This is a genomic window from Aminobacter sp. BA135 (assembly GCF_050859125.1).
Taxonomy (GTDB): domain Bacteria; phylum Pseudomonadota; class Alphaproteobacteria; order Rhizobiales; family Rhizobiaceae; genus Aminobacter; species Aminobacter ciceronei.
The window spans coordinates 3,508,714-3,528,499 of the sequence record NZ_CP139572.1 but is presented as its reverse complement, the minus strand read 5'-3'; the positions used below and the strand labels follow the sequence as shown (position 1 = coordinate 3,528,499).

Here is a 19,786-nt window from a genome sequence, read left to right as displayed (position 1 = left end):
ATTGTGACCGAATCTGAAATTCGCCATGATGACAACGGCTTGGCCCTGGTGTGGGCCGTCGGGCAGGGGGAAGCGACATATGGCGAGCTATGCCACCAAGGTGAAGAACGACATCGGCCGCTGGGTCGACAGCGGGCTCGTCGACCGCGCGACCGGTGACGCGCTGATCCGCGATGTCGAGACCAATGAGCGCAACGGGCTCAATTTCGGTTCGATCCTCGCCATGATGGCGGCTCTGCTGTTTGCGGCAGCGATCCTGATCCTTGTCGCGGCCAACTGGGAAGCGATACCGCGCCCGGCGCGCGTGGCCTCGCTGTTTGCCGTGATCTTCGCGGGTTATGTCGGCGGAGCCATGCTCAAGCAGCGGGACCATGGCGGCTTCGCCGAAGCATTGTGGTTGATCGCTGCCGCGGCCTTTGGCGGTTCGATCGCGCTGATCGGCCAGATGTACCATTTCTCCGGCGACGAGGCGGCGGCGATCGTCACCTGGTCGATAGGCACGGCCATAGCCGCGGCGGCACTGCGCTCGAATGCCCTGACTGTCGCCGCCATCGGCATCGCCGACGCATGGCTGGTGACGAAGGGATTTGAGCTGTTCCGCCGCACCGAGTTTCCGCATCTCTTCATTGTGTTCATGGCCGCATACTGGGCGCTGTCGTTCTGGACGCAGAGCCGCGCTGCGCGGCACCTGATCGCGCTGTCGGTCATTCTCTATGCGGTGCTGCTCGGCTTTCACTACGAGTCGCTGGAGGTCGGGCTGGTGCTTGCGCTGGTCTCGGCAGCGCTTCTCGCCGCTGCAGCGCTGGCACCTGCGGCTTCGGAGCGCATTGCCCAGCTTGGCGGGCGGCTGCCGCTGCACGCGCTGATCGGCTTCCTCTCCGGTATGGGCATGGTCCAGCTCGACCAGATGGATGATGCAGGCTTTGTCATCGCCGCTGCCGTGGCGCTGGCAGTCATCGCGGCCGTGATCGTCTTCCTCGGTCGCGAGAGCCGAGGCTTGCGCTGGATCGCCTATATCGGCTTCGCCTTCGAGTTGGCGATCGTCTACATGGTGACGGTCGGCTCCATGTTGGGCACGGCAGGCTTCTTCTTCGCAGCTGCAATTATCCTCGCCGGCCTCGCTTATGCGATCATCCGCATCGAACGGCGCATGAAATCACAGCCAGCCCAGGGAGCCGCGTGATGACCCGCTACAAGCTCGTTGTTGCCGCCATTGTCGTGGCGCTGGCGCAAATCGGTTTCCTTGGCTGGATGATCGTCGGGCGCGCGGCGATCCTGCGCGACGGCAAGGAAATCCTGCTCAAGGTCGAGCCCGTCGACCCGCGCGACCTGTTGCGCGGCGACTATGTCAGGCTTGGCTACGACATCTCGCGCATTCCTGTCGAAATCGTCGAAAACCTACCACAGGGTGAAGCGACGGCCGTGGAAGGATGGCCGATCGTCGTCCGCTTGAAGAAGGACGCTGATGGGTACTGGCGCGCCAAATCCGCCATGCTCACCACTGACTCGACGCTCGCAAGCCCGGATGAGGTCGATCTTAGCGGCCAGGTCACCAATGCCTGGAGCCTGACGCCGGGTTCGACCATTAGCGTCGACTACGGCATCGAGCGCTTCTATGTGCCGGAGGGCGAAGGGTTGGCCATCGAGGAGGAGATGCGCAAGCGCAACTCCGGCGCGGAGCCCGAATTGCGCAGCTTCGGCATCAAGGTGGCGGTCGGCAGCGACGGCACCGGCCAGATCAAGGCACTGATGGACGGCGACACAATGCTGTTTGAGGAACCGCTCTATTAAGGCATCAAGACAGGGCAAGTCCGCTGGCGTTCACCAGGGGACGTGCAGTACTTCCATTTTAGGCAGCCCGAGCGGCACGACGCCGAGATCATTGGCAAGGGCAGCAAAGCCTTCTGTCTCGAGCAGGAACCTGTAGGGGATCTCGGGAAAGTTGAGGCCGCCGCGATGCAGCGCTGCGTCGACGAGCAGCATCGTGCCACCGACGCCGTCGAGGTTTACGCTGTCGAGATGGCGCAGGTCGCTAAGGTAAAGCCTGGTGTTTTCCTTGGCTGGAGGCTGGTAGAGGCCGCCGCGCAGCGCGCGGTAGTATCGGTAATCCCTTGGCTTTCGGAGAGTGGCAAAGCTGTTCATGTCGAAGCTGCCACCACCCGGCGCCACCGCGCAGTTGGGAACGACGATCCTGCCGCCCGAAGCGATCAGGCGCGATATGGCGTCCGAGGGATAACGCCAGACGTCGATATCGATCCACAGAGCCCAGTCGTCACTGGCATCGAGCCCGTGGCTGATGAGATGATTGCGGACGGCGGCAATGGCCGAGCGGCGCTTGCGTTGAAGGCTGGGCTTCCAGCGCTTCGCTCGTTCCATCTTGATGCCAAGGTCCTTCTTGAGCAGCACGATGTCGCGGTAGTTTCCGTTGAGTGCAGCGGTCGCTTCGGTCAGCCTTTCCCAACTGCCGTCGCTGCTGTCGCCTTCGCAGAACACCAGCTTGATGCACTCCTTGGGGTGGCCGAGCCGGGCGAGCGCTGCGAGGAAGGGTTCAATGTGGTCGGCGGCATCGCGCAATGGCACAAGTATCGCGATGTTGTTGCCCGAGGGCGGTAGGCGGTTGAGGGCAGCCGGGTCGACTGCCGCCTGTGCTGCGGCCAGGTCGAGCTGCTCGCCTTTGGTCAAGGCATGCCGCGCCTGATAGTAGCTTTGCCGCAACCGTGCCAGCAAAGACGGTGGTTTGGGTTTGATCCACCAGGTGCCGGCCCAGTGATGAATGGACAGGGTCGCGGTCGTGGCGGCGTCGGCCGAATTGCCGCTGCTGCCAGCCGGGCTGAAAAGTTCGTTCGGGTGGATCGCAAAGGCCGACTGATCGGGGAAACTCAGCTGCGCCGCCGTCAGAAGGCATGGGCCCGTGGCATCGAGAACGTCCCGCGCATCCTTGACCAAAGGCAGATAGGCAAGCAGGTGGGGCCAGAACGGGTGTCCTTTCGGGCTCGCCATCGTCCCGTTGAAGAGAAGGTGAGGCAGGTTGCGCATGCGCGTCTGCGCATCCGACTGACTTTGGGGTTCCTTGCACAGGACGACGCGGTTCTCGTCCAAAAGCCCGTCGAAGGGCGCCACGCATTCGCAGTCGATGTCGGCATAGACGCCACCGAAATGGTGCAGCAGCATGTAACGCGCAGCGTCCGCACGCTGGACGCCGACCTTGTAGCTGCAGTAGGTCTCAAGATAATCAGGATAGTGTTCGGCGACAAAGTCGAGCAGCATCCTGTCGCTCCACAAGATGTGCCGCCAGCCCGGATTGTGTTTCTCCCAACTCGTCGACCAGCTGAGGAATTTGTCGGGAATTCTGTCCGTCTTCCAGGTCTGGTGAAGAATTTTTGGAATTGTCATGCAAAGCCGATCAACTTCGTCTTTCAGTCATCCTGCATGTCATGGCATTATTAGACAAGGCTTATCAAGCTGATATCGAGAGTTTCTCGGATATCACGCGAGGCTGGATCTGACGGCCGCCGCGATGGCTTTCGGACCGAAGCGTCGCGTGACTGTTTCACGGGCACGGAGCCGCCGCGCCTGAAGCCAGTCGGTGTCCGTGCACAGCGCCGCCGCGCGCGCGGCGAGGTCGTCGTCGGTCTCGGCAAAGTCGACGTCGACACCGTCGACAAGGCCAAGGCCTTCCGCAGCCAGCCGGGTGGCCACGACCGGGAGGCCCCAGGCCATCGCTTCCAGTATTTTCAGCCGCGTGCCGCCGCCGCTGACCAGCGGTACGACGGCAAGATGCGCTCGGCGATAAAGCTCCGCAAGATCGTCTGGATTGGCTATCAGTTCGACATTGGGCAAGGCAGCCACGTCGCCAAGGCTGCGGTGCGGGTTGCGCCCGGCAATGACGAGCCTTGCGCCGCCGAGCGCGGCGTGCAGCCGCGGCAGGATTTGCGTTGCCAACCGCCGCGCCGCTTCGAGATTCGGCGGGTAGTTGAGGTGGCCGATGAACAGCAGCGTCGGCTGGTCCGTGGCCATTGCGGGCTGGTCGGCCAATTGTTCTGGGATGAGATCAAACCGGGGAACGCCATTCGGAACGACATCGGCAAGGGCACGCCCGCCGGACAGGTCGCGTAGTCTGTCGCGATCCTGCTCCGAGCAGACCCAGACCTTGTCCACCATGCGCAGCGACTGCAACTCGATGTCGCGCATGCGCCTGACATGGCGGGCCTTCTTTGAGAACAGCCCTCCCAGCCAGCCGGTTTTCGGCATCATCTGCCTGAAAAGGTCGGACTCTATGTTGTGCATGTCGAGCACGATCGTCGACGCCAGTGGGCGCAGATGCTCGAGGAGAGGAAACAGTGGAATACCCTCGACGATGATGGCATCGGGCTTGAAGTCGCGTGCCGCCGCCAGCAGGCGCGAAAGCGCGACTTGCGGGATGCGCGTGTCGATCGGGGTCCGGCGTTTGGCGAGGCGCGGCGAGGTTGCGGCCTCGGCTGCGTTGGTAAGGGCGAGTGTCGTGATCCTGTCGTCGTCGAGCGTCGTAGGTGCAGCTGGTGCGTGGACCGAGGTCGCCAGCACATCACCCAGCCCCGCAAGCGCCTGGACATTCTGCCAGTTTCGTAGATCCCCACCCGAAACGGGCGGCCACACCGCATCGGAGGCAATGAGCAGGCTGCGTCGCGGTCGGACCGGGCGATTGTTGTCGGCAGTGGAGATGGTAGCTGGGGGATTTGTCGTTGCGTGCACGGCTCGATCACTCGCGATCAGAGGTTTCAGGTCCGCCGGGCAGAGCGTCTATGGTGCGGATGATAGGAGTCGAACCTACACGCCTCTCGGCACTGGAACCTAAATCCAGGGCGTCTACCAGTTCCGCCACATCCGCATGCGACCGCCAATCACATGCCGCCATCATTCTGTCAATCTCGGAGCCGAAATGACCCGGGCCGGGAGAAACCGCGAAGATAGTTGAAAATTGGCCTCGCCTGTGACAAAAGGCCTGTCAAATAGGATGGGACGCAAAGGACCGTCTCTGAAAGATACGATAAGAAGTCGGAAAAACAATAACTTATCGGACTTTCGGAAGATGGCGGAGCCAAACGGGCCGCAATGGCGGGCCAGGATGCCGATTTGCGAACTTGAAGCCACCCCCGGCAAACGAATTCCGGCAGGCTGAACGGCAGGACGCCGTGCAAGCCGCGCCATACGTGAAAACAAAGGTTTGATGATGCAGGTCACCGAAACGCTCAACTCCGGCCTCAAGCGCGAGATCAAGGTCTCGGTTCCTGCCGGCGACATGGAAGCCCGTCTGGAGAAGCGGCTTTCGGCTGCCAAGGACAAGGTCCGCATCAACGGCTTCCGTCCGGGCAAGGTGCCGATGCAGCACATCCGCAAGATGTACGGCAAGTCGTTCATGGCCGAAGTGGTCAACGAGATCCTGACCGACTCGACGCGCACGATCATCGCCGAGCGCGGCGAAAAGGCTGCGATGCAGCCCGACGTCGTGATGACCGAGGACGAGAAGGAAGCCGAGAAGATCCTGGCCGGCGGCGTCGATTTCGAGTTCTCGCTGAGCTATGAAGTCATTCCCGCGATCGAGATCAAGGACTTCACCGACATCAAGGTGTCGCGCCCGGTCTACGACGTTCCGGAAAGCGAGATCGACGAGCAGGTCAACCGCGTTGCCGAATCGGCGCGCTCCTACGAGCCGAAGACCGGCAAGGCCGCCGAAGGCGACCGCGTCACCATCGACTATGTCGGCAAGATCGACGGCGTTGCCTTTGACGGCGGCACGGGCGGCGACCAGCCGCTGGTGCTCGGCTCGAAGGAGTTCATTCCCGGCTTCGAGGACCAGCTGATCGGCGCCAAGGCCGGCGACGAGAAGCTCGTCACCGTGACCTTCCCGGAGAACTACCAGGCCGCGCATCTGGCCGGCAAGGAAGCCACCTTCGACGTCACCGTCAAGGAAGTCGCTGCCCCCGGCAAGCTGGAAGTCAACGACGAGACCGCCAAGAACCTCGGCCTCGAGTCGCTCGAGAAGCTGCGTGACATCGTTCGCGGCCAGATCGAGAACCAGTTCGGTGCCATGACGCGCCAGAAGGTCAAGCGCCAGTTGCTCGACCAGCTCGACGGTGCCTACCAGTTCGAGGCGCCTTCCAAGCTCGTCGAAGCCGAATTCGGCAACATCTGGAGCCAGGTGACCCGCGACCTCGAGATCGCCGGCCGCACCTTTGCCGACGAAGAGACGACGGAAGAAGAAGCCCGTGCCGAATACCAGCGCCTTGCCGAGCGCCGCGTGCGCCTCGGTCTGGTCCTTGCCGAGATCGGCGAGAAGTCCGGCGTGACGGTTTCCGACGAAGAGCTGCAGCGCGGCCTGTTCGACACCGTTCGCCGCTACCCGGCCAACCAGCAGCAGGAAGTGTTCGATTTCTACCGCAACAACCCGTCGGCGCTGGTCAACCTGCGCGCGCCGCTGTTCGAGGAGAAGGTCGTCGATCATCTGCTGTCGCAGATCTCCGTCACCGACAAGAAGGTGACCAAGGAGGAACTGCTCGCCGACGACGAGGACGAGGCTTCGGCAAAGCCGGCCAAGAAGGCTTCGGCCAAGAAGGCTGAGAAGGCCGAGGGCGAAGAGCCCAAGAAGAAGGCCGCTCCGAAGAAGAAGGCCAAGGAAGCCGACGCCGAATAAGGCGACGCTCCTGAGTGAAACAGGAAAGGCCGCTGGAGCAATCCGGCGGCCTTTTTTGATTCGTGCTTCGTCGAAAGCTGTTCCGGCCAATGCCTGCTGCGCACGTCTAGATCAGCAGCAGTCCCTTCATGCTGGCAAAACCCTTCTTGCCGATGATGATGTGGTCGTGCACGGCGATGCCGAGCGGCCTGGCGATGTCGATGATGGTCTTGGTCATGTCGATGTCGGCGCGTGAAGGTGCCGGGTCGCCGGACGGGTGGTTGTGCACGAGGATGATTGCGGTGGCCGACAGCTCAAGCGCGCGCCTGATGACCTCGCGGGGATAGACCGGCGTATGGTCGACGGTGCCCGTTTGTTGCACCTCTTCGGCGATCAGCACGTTTTTCTTGTCGAGGAACAGGATGCGGAACTGCTCGCGCTCTTCGAACGCCATCGCTGCCCGGCAATAATCGAGCACCTGGTTCCACGACGACAACACCTCGCGGCCGCTGATTTCGCCGCGCGCCATGCGCGTGGCCGAGGCGGCGACGATCTTGAGGTCGAGAGCCACTGCCGGCCCGACGCCCTTGACCTCCTGCAGCAGGTTGACTGGTGCGCCCAGCACTTCGGCGAGTGTGCCGAAGCGGGCGAGCAGGGCTTTGGCGACAGGCTTGGTGTCGGCGCGCGGGATCAGCCTGAACAGCAAGAGTTCGAGCAGTTCATAGTCGACGAGGGCGTCGCCGCCGCTTGCCGAGAAACGCGCGCGCAGACGCTCGCGATGGCCGAGATAGTGGGGTTTCTTCGGCTCAGTGTCGCGCTTGGGCTGCGGCAGCGACCGCTCGCCAAAGAAACCGCGCTCGTCGTGATCGTCGCTCGCCATGCCCAGTATGTCGCCCCCGCCGGCGCGATCGCCCGTGCGTTCGAACGAACGCAGCTAGGACGCTCTCCCCATGTCGACACATCGTGCTTTAGCGGGCCGATGCGCTTGCCGGCGAGGTGATCTTATGCGGGCAGGCCCGGCCGGTCGAGCCCTTTGGGCGACAGTGTGAAGATCTCGCAGCCTGTGGCCGTAACGCCGACCGTATGCTCGTACTGGGCCGAAAGCGAGCGGTCGCGGGTGACCGCCGTCCAGCCGTCCGACAACACCTTCACATGCGGCCGGCCGAGATTGATCATCGGCTCGATGGTGAAGATCATGCCCTGGCGCATCTCGACGCCTTCATTGGCATTGCCGTAGTGCAGGATGTTCGGTGCGTCGTGGAACAACGCGCCGACGCCATGGCCGCAGAAATCGCGCACCACCGAGCAGCGCTCAGCTTCGGCATAGGTCTGGATGGCAGCACCGATCGCGCCGGTACGGACACCTGGACGGACAGCCGCGATGCCGCGCATCAGGCATTCGTGGGTGACTTCGAGCAACCGCTCGGCGGCGCGCTTGATGGTGCCGACCGGGTACATCCGGCTCGAATCGCCGTGCCAGCCGTCGAGGATGTAGGTGACGTCGATGTTGACGACGTCGCCGTCCTTGAGCGGTTTGTTGTCGGGGATGCCGTGGCAGACGACATGATTGATCGAGGTGCAGGACGACTTGGTGTAGCCGCGATAGTTCAGCGTCGCCGGCAGCGCGCCGTGATCCATGCCGTATTCGAAGACGAAACGGTCGATGGCGTCGGTTGTAACCCCTGGAGCAACGCGGTCGACCAGCTCATCGAGGCAGCTGGCGGTGAGCTGGCACGCCTTGCGCATGCCTTCAAAAGCCTCGGCGCCGTAAAGGCGGATCTGGCCGGTGTTCCTGAGGGGCGCCGTGGCGGCGTCGAGATAGCTGACCATTGACCTCTACCGGGTAACCTTTTGGGTGCTCGCAGCACCTGCGAGACGAGCCGCAGATTTGGCACCGGATGCGTCCGGTTTCAACCCGCAATGCCGGATCAGGCATGATATCGGCTGTTTCAGAGGCGAATTTAGGCGGCTCAGCCCGGCGTGGCGGTGTTGGCGGCGTGGCCGAGCGTCTGTTTCGGGCGAGGGGCGGCAGGATCCGCCGGTCGCAGCAGGTCGCCATGCACCCAACCCTTGCGTCCTGAGGCCGACACAAGCGTCCATTTGCCGTCACGGGCGAACACCCTGACACTCTCGCCCTGCTTGAGACTTGACGTGACGGGGGCGGAAACGCTTGGGCGCTGGCGCAGATAGACCGCGGTGCTGGTATAGAGCACGTTGAGCGCGGCAGCGCCGGTGCTCGTCGATTTCGGCGGCGGCTCCTTTGCTGTCAATTTCGGCCGCGGCAATGGCGTGGGCGGGCGTGTGATCGAGGCCGTCTCGATGTCGGCGGCAGGCTTGCGCGGCGTCCTTTCCTTGGCCGCAGGCGCCGTGTCTGCCACCTTCTTGGTTGGAACCTCTGCTTTGGGCTTCGGCGCGGCAGCCAGCTTGCGCGGTTCGACATCCACCTTGGGGCGCGCCACGTCAGCTTGTGGCCGTGGCGCGACATTGACCTTCGGCCTGGTGACGGCGACGTCCTTGCGCTCGGCGGTTTCCGCCCTGGACTTGTTGGCTGCCCTGGCCGGGCGATCGTCGAAGCGCGCCTTGCTGGGCAAGTCCTGCGTCATCGCCCAGCCGCCGGCAGCAAGTGCGCCGAGCACCAACCATCTCAACTTGGGAAGGGCGAATCCAGACATGCGCTGAGTCTGGACTTCAGAGCTTAAAACCGCGTTGACGCTGGTCCATCGGCGCGGCGCAGCGTTGGCGGCTCAGGCCTTCTTCACAAACTCGGTTTTCAGCACCAGCCCCTTGACCTGCTTGGTGTTGCATTCGATCTCGCCGTGATTGCCGTTCAAGCGAATGTTCTTGACGAGCGTGCCGCGCTTGATCGTCTCGGAGGTCCCCTTGACCTTAAGGTCCTTGATCAGCGTAACGGAATCGCCCTCATTCAGCTGAGTGCCGTTGCTGTCTTTGACGATGATCTCGGACATGTCTTTTCCTTCCGCTGCAGCTCGATATGTCCGTCTGCAGTAGGTCGTCAAAGCGGTGACGTAAAGGGGGCACGCCTGTTATGGACCAGACGCGGCAGCTTCAGCCGGTTCGCAAGGCGGCTGGCTTTTGAAGTCGCGCGCCATGCAGCCGTATTTGTCGAATGTCTGGCCGCCGGTCCTCGCCGCTTTCGCCATTCCGCAGGCCGACAGGGTCAGGCAGGCGAGCAGGGCGACCGTTATTCTCGTGGCATGCATCGCGCTTCTTCCGGTTTGGCGGTCAGGTGAATCGCAAGTCGCGGCTGGACGGCGTCAAGATATGGCAAAGGCTTTGCCGTCGCCACATGCGCGACTTGCAGTTGAACTGTAAGTGATTGGAGGCACCCGACAGGATTGCGCCTCAGCGCCGGAGATGAGCCGCCTTTACCTTCGACAGTTGGGGTACGCGCTGTGCTCTCCCGGTCAATCGAACTGCAGATTCTCCTTGAGCAGCACTTCGATGCGGATGCGCTCCTGGGAGGCGAGGGGTTCGCGGTGGTCGGAACGGGCGCGCAGGATGCGCAGCGCGCTGCGGACGGCGTGGCCGGGGTCCTGGGCGATGACGGCGTCGATGCGTTCGTCCATCAGCGCCTGCTCGCTGAACGGGGTTCGCTCATGGGCGACGACGGTGAGCGCGCGGGCGCCTTGCGTGTTCCACACCGCCGTCAGCGGGATGCGGGCCTCGGAGCTCAGGACATAGACGGCGACCGTGTCGGGGTTGTGCTCCAAGGTGCGCCGGATGATCAGGTCGGCGCGCTTTTCGTCGCCATATGTCTCCAGCGACGGCAGGCTTTCGAGATGCGGGAACTGGGCGTTGATGATGCTGTCGAAGCCGAGGCGGCGCTGGATGCTGTCGAGGGCCATCATGGTTTCGGCAACGACCATGATCTTGCCCGGACGTTCGCAGAGGAAACGGCCGGTGATCTTGCCGGCGGTGGCGCCAGCGGCAAAATTGTCGACGCCGACATAGTCGGCGCTCTCAAGTCGCTCCTGGCCCGACAGGAACTGCACCACCCGAACACCGCGCTCGACCAGCCGCAGCATCGCGTCGCGCACTTGCGGTGACTCGGGCGCCATGACGGCAACGCCGTCGACCGTGTCGTGGTCAATGGCCGTGAGGTATTTGGCGACATGGTGTGGGTCGCTCATGGCGATCTGCACGGCTTCCACGTCGGTCGAATCGGCGCGGAGTGCCTCCGTCGCTTCGCCGGCGCGGGCGATGAGTTCGGCGAGATACTGGTCACCTGACGTCGGCAGGACGAAGCGGAAGCGGTATGTCTTGTTGCGGGCCAACGCCACGGCGGCGGGGTTGCGCATGAAGCCGATGCGCTCGATCGCCTCGGCCACGCTCCTAGCCGCCTTTGGGCTGACATTCGGTCGCTCATTGAGGACGCGGTCGACGGTCGCGAGGCTGACGCCCGCGGCTTCTGCCAGGTCTCTCGCGGTTGGCCGCATCCTCGACTCTCTTCCCGATCATGTCGTCTCCGGGCGATTTCTCCAACAAAACCAGATGAAAATCAAGTTTTGAGGTGCGTACCTCAAAATTCGCTTGCATTGAGGTGCGCACCTCAACTAAGACTCTCATCGTGGTCGCCGGGAGGACTGAGCGAGCCACGCAGGCGGCGCGGAGGAGACTGGCCCGCCAGGAAGATCGTTTCCGCGTCAGGTGCCCCAAGCGGGCGTTTTCACCTTCCGATGGAGGTCGGAAGGATGGGAGGGAGGTCCCAGCCATGACAATTCGCCATGTGAGATCATTGGCCGCTTTCGGTGCCGTTTTGGCTGCCGGCGTGGCGGGAACAAGTCAGGCCAGCGCAAAGGACCTGACGCTGTGCTGGGCCGCCTGGGACCCGGCCAACGCGCTGGTCGAGCTGAGCAAGGATTTCGAGGCCAAGAGCGGCGTTAAGATGAAGTTCGAGTTCGTGCCGTGGCCGAACTTCGCTGACCGCATGCTCAACGAGCTGAACTCGGGCGGCAAGCTCTGCGACCTGATGATCGGCGACAGCCAGTGGATCGGTGGCGCGGCCGAGAACGGCCAATATGTGAAGCTCAACGATTTCTTCGACAAGGAAGGAATCAAAATGGACGACTTCATTCCGGCGACCGTCGTCGGTTATGCCGAATGGCCGAAGAATTCGCCGAACTACTGGGCGCTGCCGGCCTTCGGCGATGTCGTCGGCTGGAGCTATCGCAAGGACTGGTTCGCGCGGCCCGAGCTGCAGGCCGAGTTCAAGCAGAAATACGGCCGTGACCTCGTCGTGCCAAAGACCTTCGCCGAGCTCAAGGACATCGCCGAGTTCTTCCAGAAGCGCGAGATCGACGGCAAGACTGTCTATGGTGCTGCGATCTACACCGAGCGCGGGTCCGAAGGCATCACCATGGGCGCGATGGACGTGCTCTACAGCTTCGGCTTCGAGTACGAGAACCCCGACAAGCCTTACGAGCTCGATGGGTTCGTCAATTCGGCCAAGGCGGTGCAGGGGCTGGAATTCTACAAGCAGCTCTATGATTGCTGTACGCCTCCCGGCCATTCCGACGCCTACATGTCCGAGGACATTGACGCCTACAAGTCGGGCCAGGTGGCTCTGCACATGAACTTCGCCTTCACCTGGCCCGGCATCAATGCCGATGCCAATGTCGGTGGCGACAAGTCGGGCTATTTCCCGAACCCGGCGGGTCCGGACGGGGTGGCCTTCGCCCAGCTCGGCGGCCAGGGCATCTCGGTGGTCTCGGCTTCGGAGAAGAAGGACGACGCGCTCGCCTACATCAAGTGGTTCGCCCAGCCCGAGGTCCAGCAGAAATGGTGGCAGATGGGCGGCTATTCGGCACTGCGCAAGGTCGTCGAGGACCCGGGCTTCGCCACCAGCCAGCCCTATGCCCAGACCTTCCTCGACTCGATGGCCATCGTGAAGGATTTCTGGGCGGAGCCGGCCTACGCCTCGCTGCTGCAGGCGACGCAGAAGCGCTTCCACGATTATGTCGTTGCCGGCCAGGGCTCCGCCCAGGATGCGCTCGACGGTCTCGCCAAGGACTGGACGCAGATCTTCGACGACGAAGGCAAGTACTGATCGCTGTAAAGCCCTGTCCCGCATCCTCCCAGCGGGCCATGCTACGGTGCGGGGCCGGCGCTTGCCGGCTCCGTCGCCGCACAGTTGATAATCAGGGGAATATCAATGCTGCATTCACCGGTGGATCGCGTCGCCGAAGCGACGCCGCACGCCATTGCCAAGCGTTTCCGGGGTCTGTCTGACCGTTCGCTCGCCTGGCTCTTCGTTGCGCCCTCAATCGTGCTCCTGCTCGCGGTCAACATCTTTCCGCTGATCTGGACGATCCGGCTGAGCTTCACCAATTTCCGCGTCAATCGACCCAATGCCGAGGTCGAGTTCGTCGGCCTGAAGAACTACATCAGCATCCTGTCCGACAAGGACATCTGGCTGACCATGCAGGCAACGGCCCACTTCCTGATCTGGACGCTGGTGCTGCAGGTGCTGATCGGCTTCTCGCTCGCCTATCTGATCAACAAGAAGTTCCGCGGCAATGATCTCTGGACGACGATCATCGTGCTGCCGATGATGCTGAGCCCGGCGGTCGTCGGAAATTTCTGGACCTTCCTCTACCAGCCGCAGATCGGCCTGTTCAATTATGCCATAGGCTTCCTGACGGGTGCCGATCCCTCCAGCTTCTCGATGATCGGCGACGTGGCGCTGGCGCCCTGGGCGATCGTCATCGTCGACACCTGGATGTGGACGCCCTTCGTCATGCTGATCTGCCTGGCGGGGCTGCGTTCCATTCCCGACAGCATCTATGAAGCCGCCGAATGCGACCGCGCCAGCAAATGGCGGCAGTTCTGGACCATCACCATCCCGCTGGTGCTGCCGTTCCTGATGCTCGCCGTTCTGTTCCGCGGCATCGAGAATTTCAAGATGTTCGACCTCGTCGTCCAACTGACTGGCGGCGGCCCGGGTTCGATCACCGAGCTCACCTCGATCAACCTCAAGCGCGAAGCCTTCGAGAAGTGGCGCACCGGTTATGCCTCGGCCTATGCCGTCATCCTTTTCGTGACCGTCTTCGGTCTGGCTTCGATCTACGTCAAAGCCCTGAACAAGGTGAAAGAGCGATGAGCAGCTATTCCATCACCGAGCCGTCGCGCCGGCAGAAGTGGTTCGCCGGGGTACTTGTCGTCCTTTATGCGCTGATCACCATCCTGCCGCTGGTCTGGATCATCGGTACCAGCTTCAAGACCCCGTCGGATGCCATCGCCTATCCGCCCAAAACCTTCTTCACGCCGACGGTTGAAGGCTATGTCAATGTCTTCACCACCCGCACCCGGTTGACCGAGGAACAGTTGCAGGCAGTCGGCGAGCCCCAGACCTGGTACGACAGGCTTGTGCGCAAGGACGGGCTGGTCATCTCGGGACCGTCGCGCTTTGCCGAACGCTTCACCAATTCCGTCATCATCGGCTTCGGCTCGACCGTGCTCTGCATCGTGCTGGGGACAGCAGCCGCCTACGCCTTTTCGCGCTTCAAGGTGCCGCTGAAGGACGACCTTTTGTTCTTCATCCTGTCGACGCGGATGATGCCGCCGATCGCGGTCGCCATCCCGATCTTCCTGATGTTCCGTTCTCTCGGGCTGAGCGACACCCATGCCGGCATGATCCTGCTCTACACGGCGGTCAACCTGTCGCTGTCGGTCTGGCTGCTCAAGGGTTTCATCGACGAGATCCCGGTCGAATATGAGGAGGCGGCGCTGATCGACGGCTACACGCGCTTCCAGGCTTTCTACAAGGTCGTGCTGCCGCAGGCGGCGACCGGTATCGCCTCGACCGCGATCTTCTGCCTGATCTTCGCCTGGAACGAATACGCCTTTGCTGTGCTGCTGACCTCGGGCAATGCCCAGACCGCGCCGCCCTTCATTCCGACCATCATCGGCGTCAGCGGCCAGGATTGGCCGGCGGTCGCCGCGGGCGCGACGCTGTTCCTCGTGCCGGTCATGGTCTTCACCATTCTCCTGCGCAAGCACCTGTTGCGCGGCATCACCTTCGGAGCGGTACGCAAATGACAGGGTTTCTCGACGGATTGCTTCATTTCCGGCGCGGCGCCTGGGAGATGCTGGCCTCGGTGCTGATTGCCGCCGGCGTCGTCATGCTCATGCAGCCATTCGCCCTGGTCCTCTATTCCTGGTCCTTCCTCGTAACCCTGCTGGGCACGGTGATGTTCATCATCGTCAGCCATTTCCCGGAGTAGGCCGTGGCACAGATCAGAATCCAGAATGTGCGCAAGGAGTTCGGCGCCTTCACCGCCGTGCGCTCATCGACCTTCACCATCGAGGACGGCGAGTTCTTCATGCTGCTCGGCCCCTCCGGCTGCGGCAAGACGACGACGCTCAGGATGATGGCGGGCCTCGAGCTGCCGACCTCGGGCGAGATCTTCATCGATGGCGAAGAGGTCGGCATGAAGCCGGCCAGCAAGCGCGACATCGCGTTCGTCTTCCAGATGTTCGCGCTCTACCCGCACATGAACGTGCGCAAGAACATCTCCTATCCGCTGGTCAGCCAGGGCATGAAGCGCGAGGAAGTGAAGACGCGTGTTCAGGAGGTCGCCCGCATCCTCAAGATCGAGAACATCCTCGATCGGCCGGTCGGCGGGCTGTCGGGCGGCGACCGTCAGCGAGTGGCGCTTGGCCGGGCTATCGTGAGGCAGCCAAAAGCCTTTTTCATGGATGAGCCGCTCGGCGCGCTCGATGCCGAATTTCGCGAGCACATGGCTGAGGAACTGCGCGCGCTGCACGACCGCATGGGCGCAACGACGGTCTATGTCACGCATGACCAGCTGGAGGCCATGCAGATGGGCGACAAGATCGTCGTCATGAACCACGGCGTCGTCGAGCAGTTCGGCAAGCCGCAGCAGATCTACGACTGGCCGGCGACCAAGTTCGTCGCCCAGTTCATCGGCTCGCCATCCATGAACTTCCTCGATTTCGAAGGCATGATCGGCATTGGCGGCAAGTCGGTCGATCTCGGCGAGGCGAAGATCGAGGTGCCGGCCGCGCGGGAGGGGCGGGCCGGCAAGCTGACGCTCGGCGTTCGGCCCGAGCACGTCAGGTTCGTCACCGAGTCGGCATACAGGGGGCGGGTCACAGCGATCGAATATCTCGGCACCACCCAGATCGTGACGCTGCGATCGAGCCACGGCGACCTCAAGGCACGTATTCCATCGGACCAGTTGCTTCGCGAGGACGAGTTGGTCGGTCTCGAGTTCGACCCGAGGACACTGTCGGTGTTCGACGCCGAAACCGGCAAGGCCCTGCGGTCGGACGCAAATGACGGAGTGCTGGGACATGGCTGAAGTCGTTCTTGAAAATGTCACCAAGAGCTTTGGCGGCACCGTCGCGCTCGACAATGTGTCGCTGACGATCCCGGACGGTTCGTTCGTCGTGCTGCTTGGTCCGACGGGTGCCGGCAAGACGACGACCTTGCGCATGGTTTCGGGCCTTGACGTGCCGGACAGCGGCGAGGTCCATATCGGCGGGCGGCCGATGAAGGGGCTGTCGCCGGCCGAACGCAACGTGGCGATGGTGTTCCAGCAGTACTCGCTCTATCCGCACCTGACGGTGCGCCAAAACCTCGAGTTCCCTCTGAAGTCGCCGCTGCTCAGGACACCGCAGGACCTTATCGACCGTACAGTAAAGGAGGTCGCCGAGGTCTTGCAGATCGCCCACAAGCTCGACAACAAGGCAACCGCGCTGTCGGGCGGTGAAATGCAGCGTGTCTCTATTGGCCGGGCGCTGGTGCGAAACCCGCAGATTTTCCTGATGGATGAGCCGCTGAGTTCGCTCGACGCCAAGCTGCGTGCCGACCTGCGTATCGAGCTCAAGCGTATCCAGGCCAAGCTGGGGGCGACGCTGCTCTACGTCACCCACGACCAGATCGAGGCGATGACGATGGCGACCCATGTCGGCGTGCTGAACGAGGGCAGGCTGGTGCAGTTCGGCTCGCCGCGCCAGGTTTACGAGCAGCCGGTCAGCGTCTATGCCGCGACCCGGCTCGGCCAGCCGCGCATCAACGTCCTGCCCGCCGATCTCTTTGCCGGTGCGCCTTCGGGCGCCAAAAGCATAGGCCTGCGCCCCGAGCACATCATGCAGGGTGAGGGGCAGGAGGCACTGGTCAAGCGCGTCGAGCATCTCGGCGACCAGACGCGCCTGCACCTCACCCTGAAGCGACACGACCTCGTCACCGTCACCGACGCCCATACGCCGCTCAGGGGCGGCGAAACCATCCGTATCCAACCATCGCGACCGCTTTACTTCGATGCGGCCGGCATGCGTTTAGCTTAGGAGCAGATTCCATGGCGCAATTCATCAACAGGCGCGAAGACGTCGTCACCGAGGCCATCGATGGGGTGCTGGCGCTGTCGGGCGGCGCGCTGACCCGCCTCGACGGCTACCCGCATATCCGCGTCGTGCTGCGCAGCGATTGGGACAGGTCCAAGGTGGCGATCGTCTCAGGCGGCGGTTCCGGTCACGAGCCGGCCCATGTCGGCTTCGTCGGCAAGGGCATGCTGACGGCAGCGGTCTGCGGCGACGTCTTTGCCTCGCCCAGCGTCGACGCGGTGCTCGCCGGCATCCTGGCGGTAACAGGGCCGGCCGGCTGCCTGCTGGTGGTCAAGAACTACACCGGCGATCGGCTGAATTTTGGTCTCGCCGCCGAGCGGGCGCGTGCCTTCGGGCTCAATGTCTCGATGGTGATCGTCGGAGACGACATCGCATTGCCCGATTTGCCGCAATCGCGTGGCGTCGCCGGAACCTTGTTCGTGCACAAGATTGCAGGTGCGCTCGCCGAACGCGGCGGCGACCTGGAAACGGTGACGGCGGCGGCGAAGCACGTCATTGCTGGCACCCGTTCCATAGGCATGTCGCTCGACACCTGCAGCGTACCGGGCTCGCCCAAGGAAGACCGGATCGCCGCAGGGAAAGCCGAGCTCGGCCTCGGCATCCACGGCGAAGCCGGCGTCGAGCAGATCGACTTTGCCGGCGCGCGCGCCTCCGTCGCGACCATGGTCGAGCGGCTGGCGGCCGTGATGGGCGAGGGGCCGCATGTCGCGCTCGTCAACAATCTCGGCGGCACTTCGGTGCTCGAAATGTCGGTGCTTGCTCATGACCTTCTCCAGTCCTCCATAGGCGAGAGGATCACCCATTCCATCGGGCCTTCGCCGCTGATGACCTCGCTCGACATGCAGGGCTTTTCCATCTCGGTCTTTCCGGCCGACACAGCCGAGCTGGAGCTTCTCAAGACGCCTGTCGCGATCCCCGCCTGGCCGGGCGTCTCGCGGGTGCGACCGATCACGGTTGCTCCCATGCCCGACGGCCTGACGCCGATCACGCCGATGCCGTCGAACCATGCGGCGACGCGCGCCTTCGTGATAAACTGCTGCAACGTGCTGATCGCGGCCGAGCAGGATCTCAATGCGCTCGACGCCAAGTCGGGCGATGGCGACACCGGCTCGACGCTGGCGGGCGCCGCCCGTGCCCTGATCAACGCCATCGACCGCCTGCCGCTATCGGATCACACCCAACTGCTCCGTGCCATCGGCCAGGAATTGAGCCAGACGATGGGCGGCTCCTCGGGCGTGCTGCTCGCCATCTTCTTCGCCGCCGCCGGCGACGGCGCCTCGAGCGGCCTGCCGATGCGTGAGGCGCTGCGGGCAGGGCTGGCGCGCATGCAGGAGATCGGCGGCGCGAAGATCGGCGATCGCACAATGGTCGACGCCCTGGCACCCGCCCTCGACGCCCTCGGCGACAGCCTGTCCGCCGCTGCCACGGCCGCCCGCAAGGGTGCCAACTACACTGCCACACTCACCCGCGCCAAAGCCGGTCGCGCCGCCTACATCAACGCCAGGCAGCTCGAGGGCCACATCGATCCCGGCGCGGAGGCTGTGGCACGGCTGTTTGAACATCTGGCAAGCTAAAGAGCGTTGGCTGGTTTGATGGGTTGGCGCGGAGAGGTGTCTGCGCTTGCCGGTCAGGCCATCCAGGATTTGACTCATTGATGGGGCGGCATAGAGTCTGAATGAACGTTGTGTCGCCCTGTCCTTCAGCCGAACTTTTGGCCAGACACAGCGCGTCAGAAGGGAAGGGTTGGTGGACGGGCGAAACCAGGACACGTATCCAGCCTTTGCGGAAGACTTCCGCGGGGGCATCCTTGCCGCGCAGCGACAGCTGCGAAACCGCCTCCTCGATCGCAGCACCATTCGCTATCGCCATGCGCGCGACCTGGCCGCGCATATGCTGCTTCGTCTCGACGATTTGCCGGGGTGCTGGTCGGTCGCCACCAATTGGCTGCGGGCCGAGCTCGGATGCCAGCGGGTCGATACCGGTTTCGGGATGCGTGAGGCGAAGGACTATTTCCCGGGCTTTGCGGAAGCAAAGGACGCGAGCTTTGACGTTCCCTCGTTCGGATGCGGCAAGGCTGTCGACAACCGCGACGTCGCCATGCAGGCGATGTGGCTGGACCCTCGTCCGCTGATCTTTGCCGACATCAGGCAGGACCGCCGCGTCACCATGCGGCTGCGGCAAAGGATGTCCGGGGCGCGGACGAAATCGAAACTCGCCTGGGCGCTTCGCACCGAACGCGGCGGCTACGGCCTGATCTGTGCCGACTGGACCGAACACCTGGTGCCCTGGGAATCCGGTCTCTACGATTGCTTCGAGCAGACCGTGACGGATGTCCTGAGCCCGATCATCGCCGTATCCAAGCAGATTGCCGACCAAGGCTCTCGTGGTGAGGTTGGAAAACCACAGGGATCCCTGGCCGCATATGCGGGCGTTTCGGACACTGCCTCACTTGCGACACTGACGGCGTCCGAACTGGAGATTGCACGGCTGGTTGCGAAGGGGATGAGCTACAAGGAGATCGCGCGGGTTCGCGACCGCTCATTTTCCACGATCGATCATCAGCTCAGGAGCATCCGGCAGAAGACCGGTGCCTCCAGTACAGCGGCTTTGGTCAGCCTGCTTGCCCGGTCTGACTTGTCCTAGCCGGTAGTACTGCCGCACGTGCGGTCGTCCGTTCTCGCGATTCTGCCACCGGACATCGTAAAGTAAGCATTATCAATATGATATGCCGATGAACTGAAGTTTCGT

The 19,786-nt window shown here is 63.1% G+C and carries 18 protein-coding genes and 1 tRNA gene; 11 read left to right on the top strand and 8 right to left on the bottom strand.

Annotation, left to right across the window (positions count from 1 at the left end; translation table 11 throughout):
• Positions 1-79: 79 nt before the first annotated feature.
• Positions 80-1,183, top strand: coding sequence for a DUF2157 domain-containing protein (locus tag SLT36_RS17150; RefSeq protein WP_432283652.1), 1,104 nt, complete (start codon positions 80-82; stop codon positions 1,181-1,183).
• Entirely contained in the window at positions 1,180-1,791 is a 612-nt protein-coding gene (locus SLT36_RS17145; protein ID WP_432283651.1) for a GDYXXLXY domain-containing protein, read from the top strand. Before SLT36_RS17150 ends, SLT36_RS17145 begins: the two co-directional genes overlap by 4 nt.
• Positions 1,792-1,821: 30 nt before the next feature.
• On the opposite strand, the gene SLT36_RS17140 is transcribed toward SLT36_RS17145, so the two are convergent.
• The 3 genes from SLT36_RS17140 to SLT36_RS17130 all read right to left on the bottom strand — a co-directional run bounded on the left by SLT36_RS17140 (position 1,822) and on the right by SLT36_RS17130 (position 4,867).
• Positions 1,822-3,393 carry a glycosyltransferase gene (locus SLT36_RS17140; RefSeq protein WP_432283650.1) on the bottom strand — a complete coding sequence of 524 codons (1,572 nt, stop codon included), beginning with the start codon at positions 3,391-3,393 and terminating at the stop codon, positions 1,822-1,824.
• A 93-nt stretch (positions 3,394-3,486) separates the two neighbouring features.
• Positions 3,487-4,731, bottom strand: a complete 1,245-nt coding sequence (locus SLT36_RS17135; protein WP_432283649.1) for a glycosyltransferase family 4 protein — start codon at positions 4,729-4,731, stop codon at positions 3,487-3,489.
• Positions 4,732-4,782: 51 nt separating this feature from the next.
• Positions 4,783-4,867, bottom strand: a tRNA-Leu gene (locus tag SLT36_RS17130).
• Positions 4,868-5,209: 342 nt separating this feature from the next.
• Between SLT36_RS17130 and tig the strand changes: the two genes are divergently transcribed.
• Positions 5,210-6,670 carry a trigger factor gene (tig, locus tag SLT36_RS17125; RefSeq protein WP_432288377.1) on the top strand — a complete coding sequence of 487 codons (1,461 nt, stop codon included), beginning with the start codon at positions 5,210-5,212 and terminating at the stop codon, positions 6,668-6,670.
• 106 nt (positions 6,671-6,776) lie between these two features.
• On the opposite strand, the gene radC is transcribed toward tig, so the two are convergent.
• From radC to SLT36_RS17100, 5 genes are all read right to left on the bottom strand, one after another.
• Positions 6,777-7,529 (bottom strand): RadC family protein, encoded by a 753-nt coding sequence (gene radC / locus SLT36_RS17120; protein WP_432283648.1) that lies wholly within the window; start codon positions 7,527-7,529, stop codon positions 6,777-6,779.
• A gap of 122 nt (positions 7,530-7,651) precedes the next feature.
• Positions 7,652-8,479 carry a type I methionyl aminopeptidase gene (gene map / locus SLT36_RS17115; protein WP_067961656.1) on the bottom strand — a complete coding sequence of 276 codons (828 nt, stop codon included), beginning with the start codon at positions 8,477-8,479 and terminating at the stop codon, positions 7,652-7,654.
• Between the two features lie 140 nt (positions 8,480-8,619).
• Positions 8,620-9,285: an SH3 domain-containing protein gene (locus tag SLT36_RS17110; RefSeq protein ID WP_432283647.1), complete on the bottom strand. Its 666-nt coding sequence runs from the start codon at positions 9,283-9,285 to the stop codon at positions 8,620-8,622.
• Between the two features lie 108 nt (positions 9,286-9,393).
• Positions 9,394-9,615, bottom strand: coding sequence for an alkylphosphonate utilization protein (locus SLT36_RS17105; protein WP_067961661.1), 222 nt, complete (start codon positions 9,613-9,615; stop codon positions 9,394-9,396).
• A 459-nt stretch (positions 9,616-10,074) separates the two neighbouring features.
• Positions 10,075-11,106 carry a LacI family DNA-binding transcriptional regulator gene (locus SLT36_RS17100; protein ID WP_192316241.1) on the bottom strand — a complete coding sequence of 344 codons (1,032 nt, stop codon included), beginning with the start codon at positions 11,104-11,106 and terminating at the stop codon, positions 10,075-10,077.
• 275 nt (positions 11,107-11,381) lie between these two features.
• Here SLT36_RS17100 and SLT36_RS17095 point away from each other — a divergent pair, with 275 nt between their 5' ends.
• From SLT36_RS17095 to SLT36_RS17060, 8 genes are all read left to right on the top strand, one after another.
• Positions 11,382-12,716, top strand: coding sequence for an ABC transporter substrate-binding protein (locus tag SLT36_RS17095; RefSeq protein WP_432283646.1), 1,335 nt, complete (start codon positions 11,382-11,384; stop codon positions 12,714-12,716).
• A gap of 105 nt (positions 12,717-12,821) precedes the next feature.
• Entirely contained in the window at positions 12,822-13,769 is a 948-nt protein-coding gene (locus tag SLT36_RS17090; protein WP_067961667.1) for a carbohydrate ABC transporter permease, read from the top strand.
• Positions 13,766-14,707 (top strand): carbohydrate ABC transporter permease, encoded by a 942-nt coding sequence (locus SLT36_RS17085; protein ID WP_067961669.1) that lies wholly within the window; start codon positions 13,766-13,768, stop codon positions 14,705-14,707. The genes SLT36_RS17090 and SLT36_RS17085 overlap by 4 nt, the downstream gene beginning before the upstream one ends.
• Entirely contained in the window at positions 14,704-14,892 is a 189-nt protein-coding gene (locus SLT36_RS17080) for a hypothetical protein (protein ID WP_263006987.1), read from the top strand. The genes SLT36_RS17085 and SLT36_RS17080 overlap by 4 nt, the downstream gene beginning before the upstream one ends.
• Positions 14,893-14,895: 3 nt before the next feature.
• Positions 14,896-15,993: an ABC transporter ATP-binding protein gene (locus SLT36_RS17075; protein WP_432283645.1), complete on the top strand. Its 1,098-nt coding sequence runs from the start codon at positions 14,896-14,898 to the stop codon at positions 15,991-15,993.
• On the top strand, positions 15,986-16,981 hold the full coding sequence (locus tag SLT36_RS17070) for an ABC transporter ATP-binding protein (protein WP_432283644.1): 996 nt from the start codon (positions 15,986-15,988) through the stop codon (positions 16,979-16,981). Before SLT36_RS17075 ends, SLT36_RS17070 begins: the two co-directional genes overlap by 8 nt.
• Before the next feature lie 11 nt (positions 16,982-16,992).
• Positions 16,993-18,612 carry a dihydroxyacetone kinase subunit DhaK gene (locus SLT36_RS17065; protein ID WP_432283643.1) on the top strand — a complete coding sequence of 540 codons (1,620 nt, stop codon included), beginning with the start codon at positions 16,993-16,995 and terminating at the stop codon, positions 18,610-18,612.
• Between the two features lie 172 nt (positions 18,613-18,784).
• Positions 18,785-19,681 carry a helix-turn-helix transcriptional regulator gene (locus SLT36_RS17060; protein WP_432283642.1) on the top strand — a complete coding sequence of 299 codons (897 nt, stop codon included), beginning with the start codon at positions 18,785-18,787 and terminating at the stop codon, positions 19,679-19,681.
• Positions 19,682-19,786: the final 105 nt, after the last annotated feature.

What these genes read in the sequence shown, in the direction of transcription:
- SLT36_RS17150 (WP_432283652.1), top strand. Translation starts at nt 80, where the DNA reads ATGGCGAGCTATGCCACCAAGGTGAAGAACGACATCGGCCGCTGGGTC.
- SLT36_RS17140 (WP_432283650.1), bottom strand. Translation starts at nt 3,393, where the DNA reads ATGACAATTCCAAAAATTCTTCACCAGACCTGGAAGACGGACAGAATT.
- tig (WP_432288377.1), top strand. Translation starts at nt 5,210, where the DNA reads ATGCAGGTCACCGAAACGCTCAACTCCGGCCTCAAGCGCGAGATCAAG.
- radC (WP_432283648.1), bottom strand. Translation starts at nt 7,529, where the DNA reads ATGGCGAGCGACGATCACGACGAGCGCGGTTTCTTTGGCGAGCGGTCG.
- map (WP_067961656.1), bottom strand. Translation starts at nt 8,479, where the DNA reads ATGGTCAGCTATCTCGACGCCGCCACGGCGCCCCTCAGGAACACCGGC.
- SLT36_RS17105 (WP_067961661.1), bottom strand. Translation starts at nt 9,615, where the DNA reads ATGTCCGAGATCATCGTCAAAGACAGCAACGGCACTCAGCTGAATGAG.
- SLT36_RS17100 (WP_192316241.1), bottom strand. Translation starts at nt 11,106, where the DNA reads ATGCGGCCAACCGCGAGAGACCTGGCAGAAGCCGCGGGCGTCAGCCTC.
- SLT36_RS17095 (WP_432283646.1), top strand. Translation starts at nt 11,382, where the DNA reads ATGACAATTCGCCATGTGAGATCATTGGCCGCTTTCGGTGCCGTTTTG.
- SLT36_RS17090 (WP_067961667.1), top strand. Translation starts at nt 12,822, where the DNA reads ATGCTGCATTCACCGGTGGATCGCGTCGCCGAAGCGACGCCGCACGCC.
- SLT36_RS17085 (WP_067961669.1), top strand. Translation starts at nt 13,766, where the DNA reads ATGAGCAGCTATTCCATCACCGAGCCGTCGCGCCGGCAGAAGTGGTTC.
- SLT36_RS17080 (WP_263006987.1), top strand. Translation starts at nt 14,704, where the DNA reads ATGACAGGGTTTCTCGACGGATTGCTTCATTTCCGGCGCGGCGCCTGG.
- SLT36_RS17070 (WP_432283644.1), top strand. Translation starts at nt 15,986, where the DNA reads ATGGCTGAAGTCGTTCTTGAAAATGTCACCAAGAGCTTTGGCGGCACC.
- SLT36_RS17065 (WP_432283643.1), top strand. Translation starts at nt 16,993, where the DNA reads ATGGCGCAATTCATCAACAGGCGCGAAGACGTCGTCACCGAGGCCATC.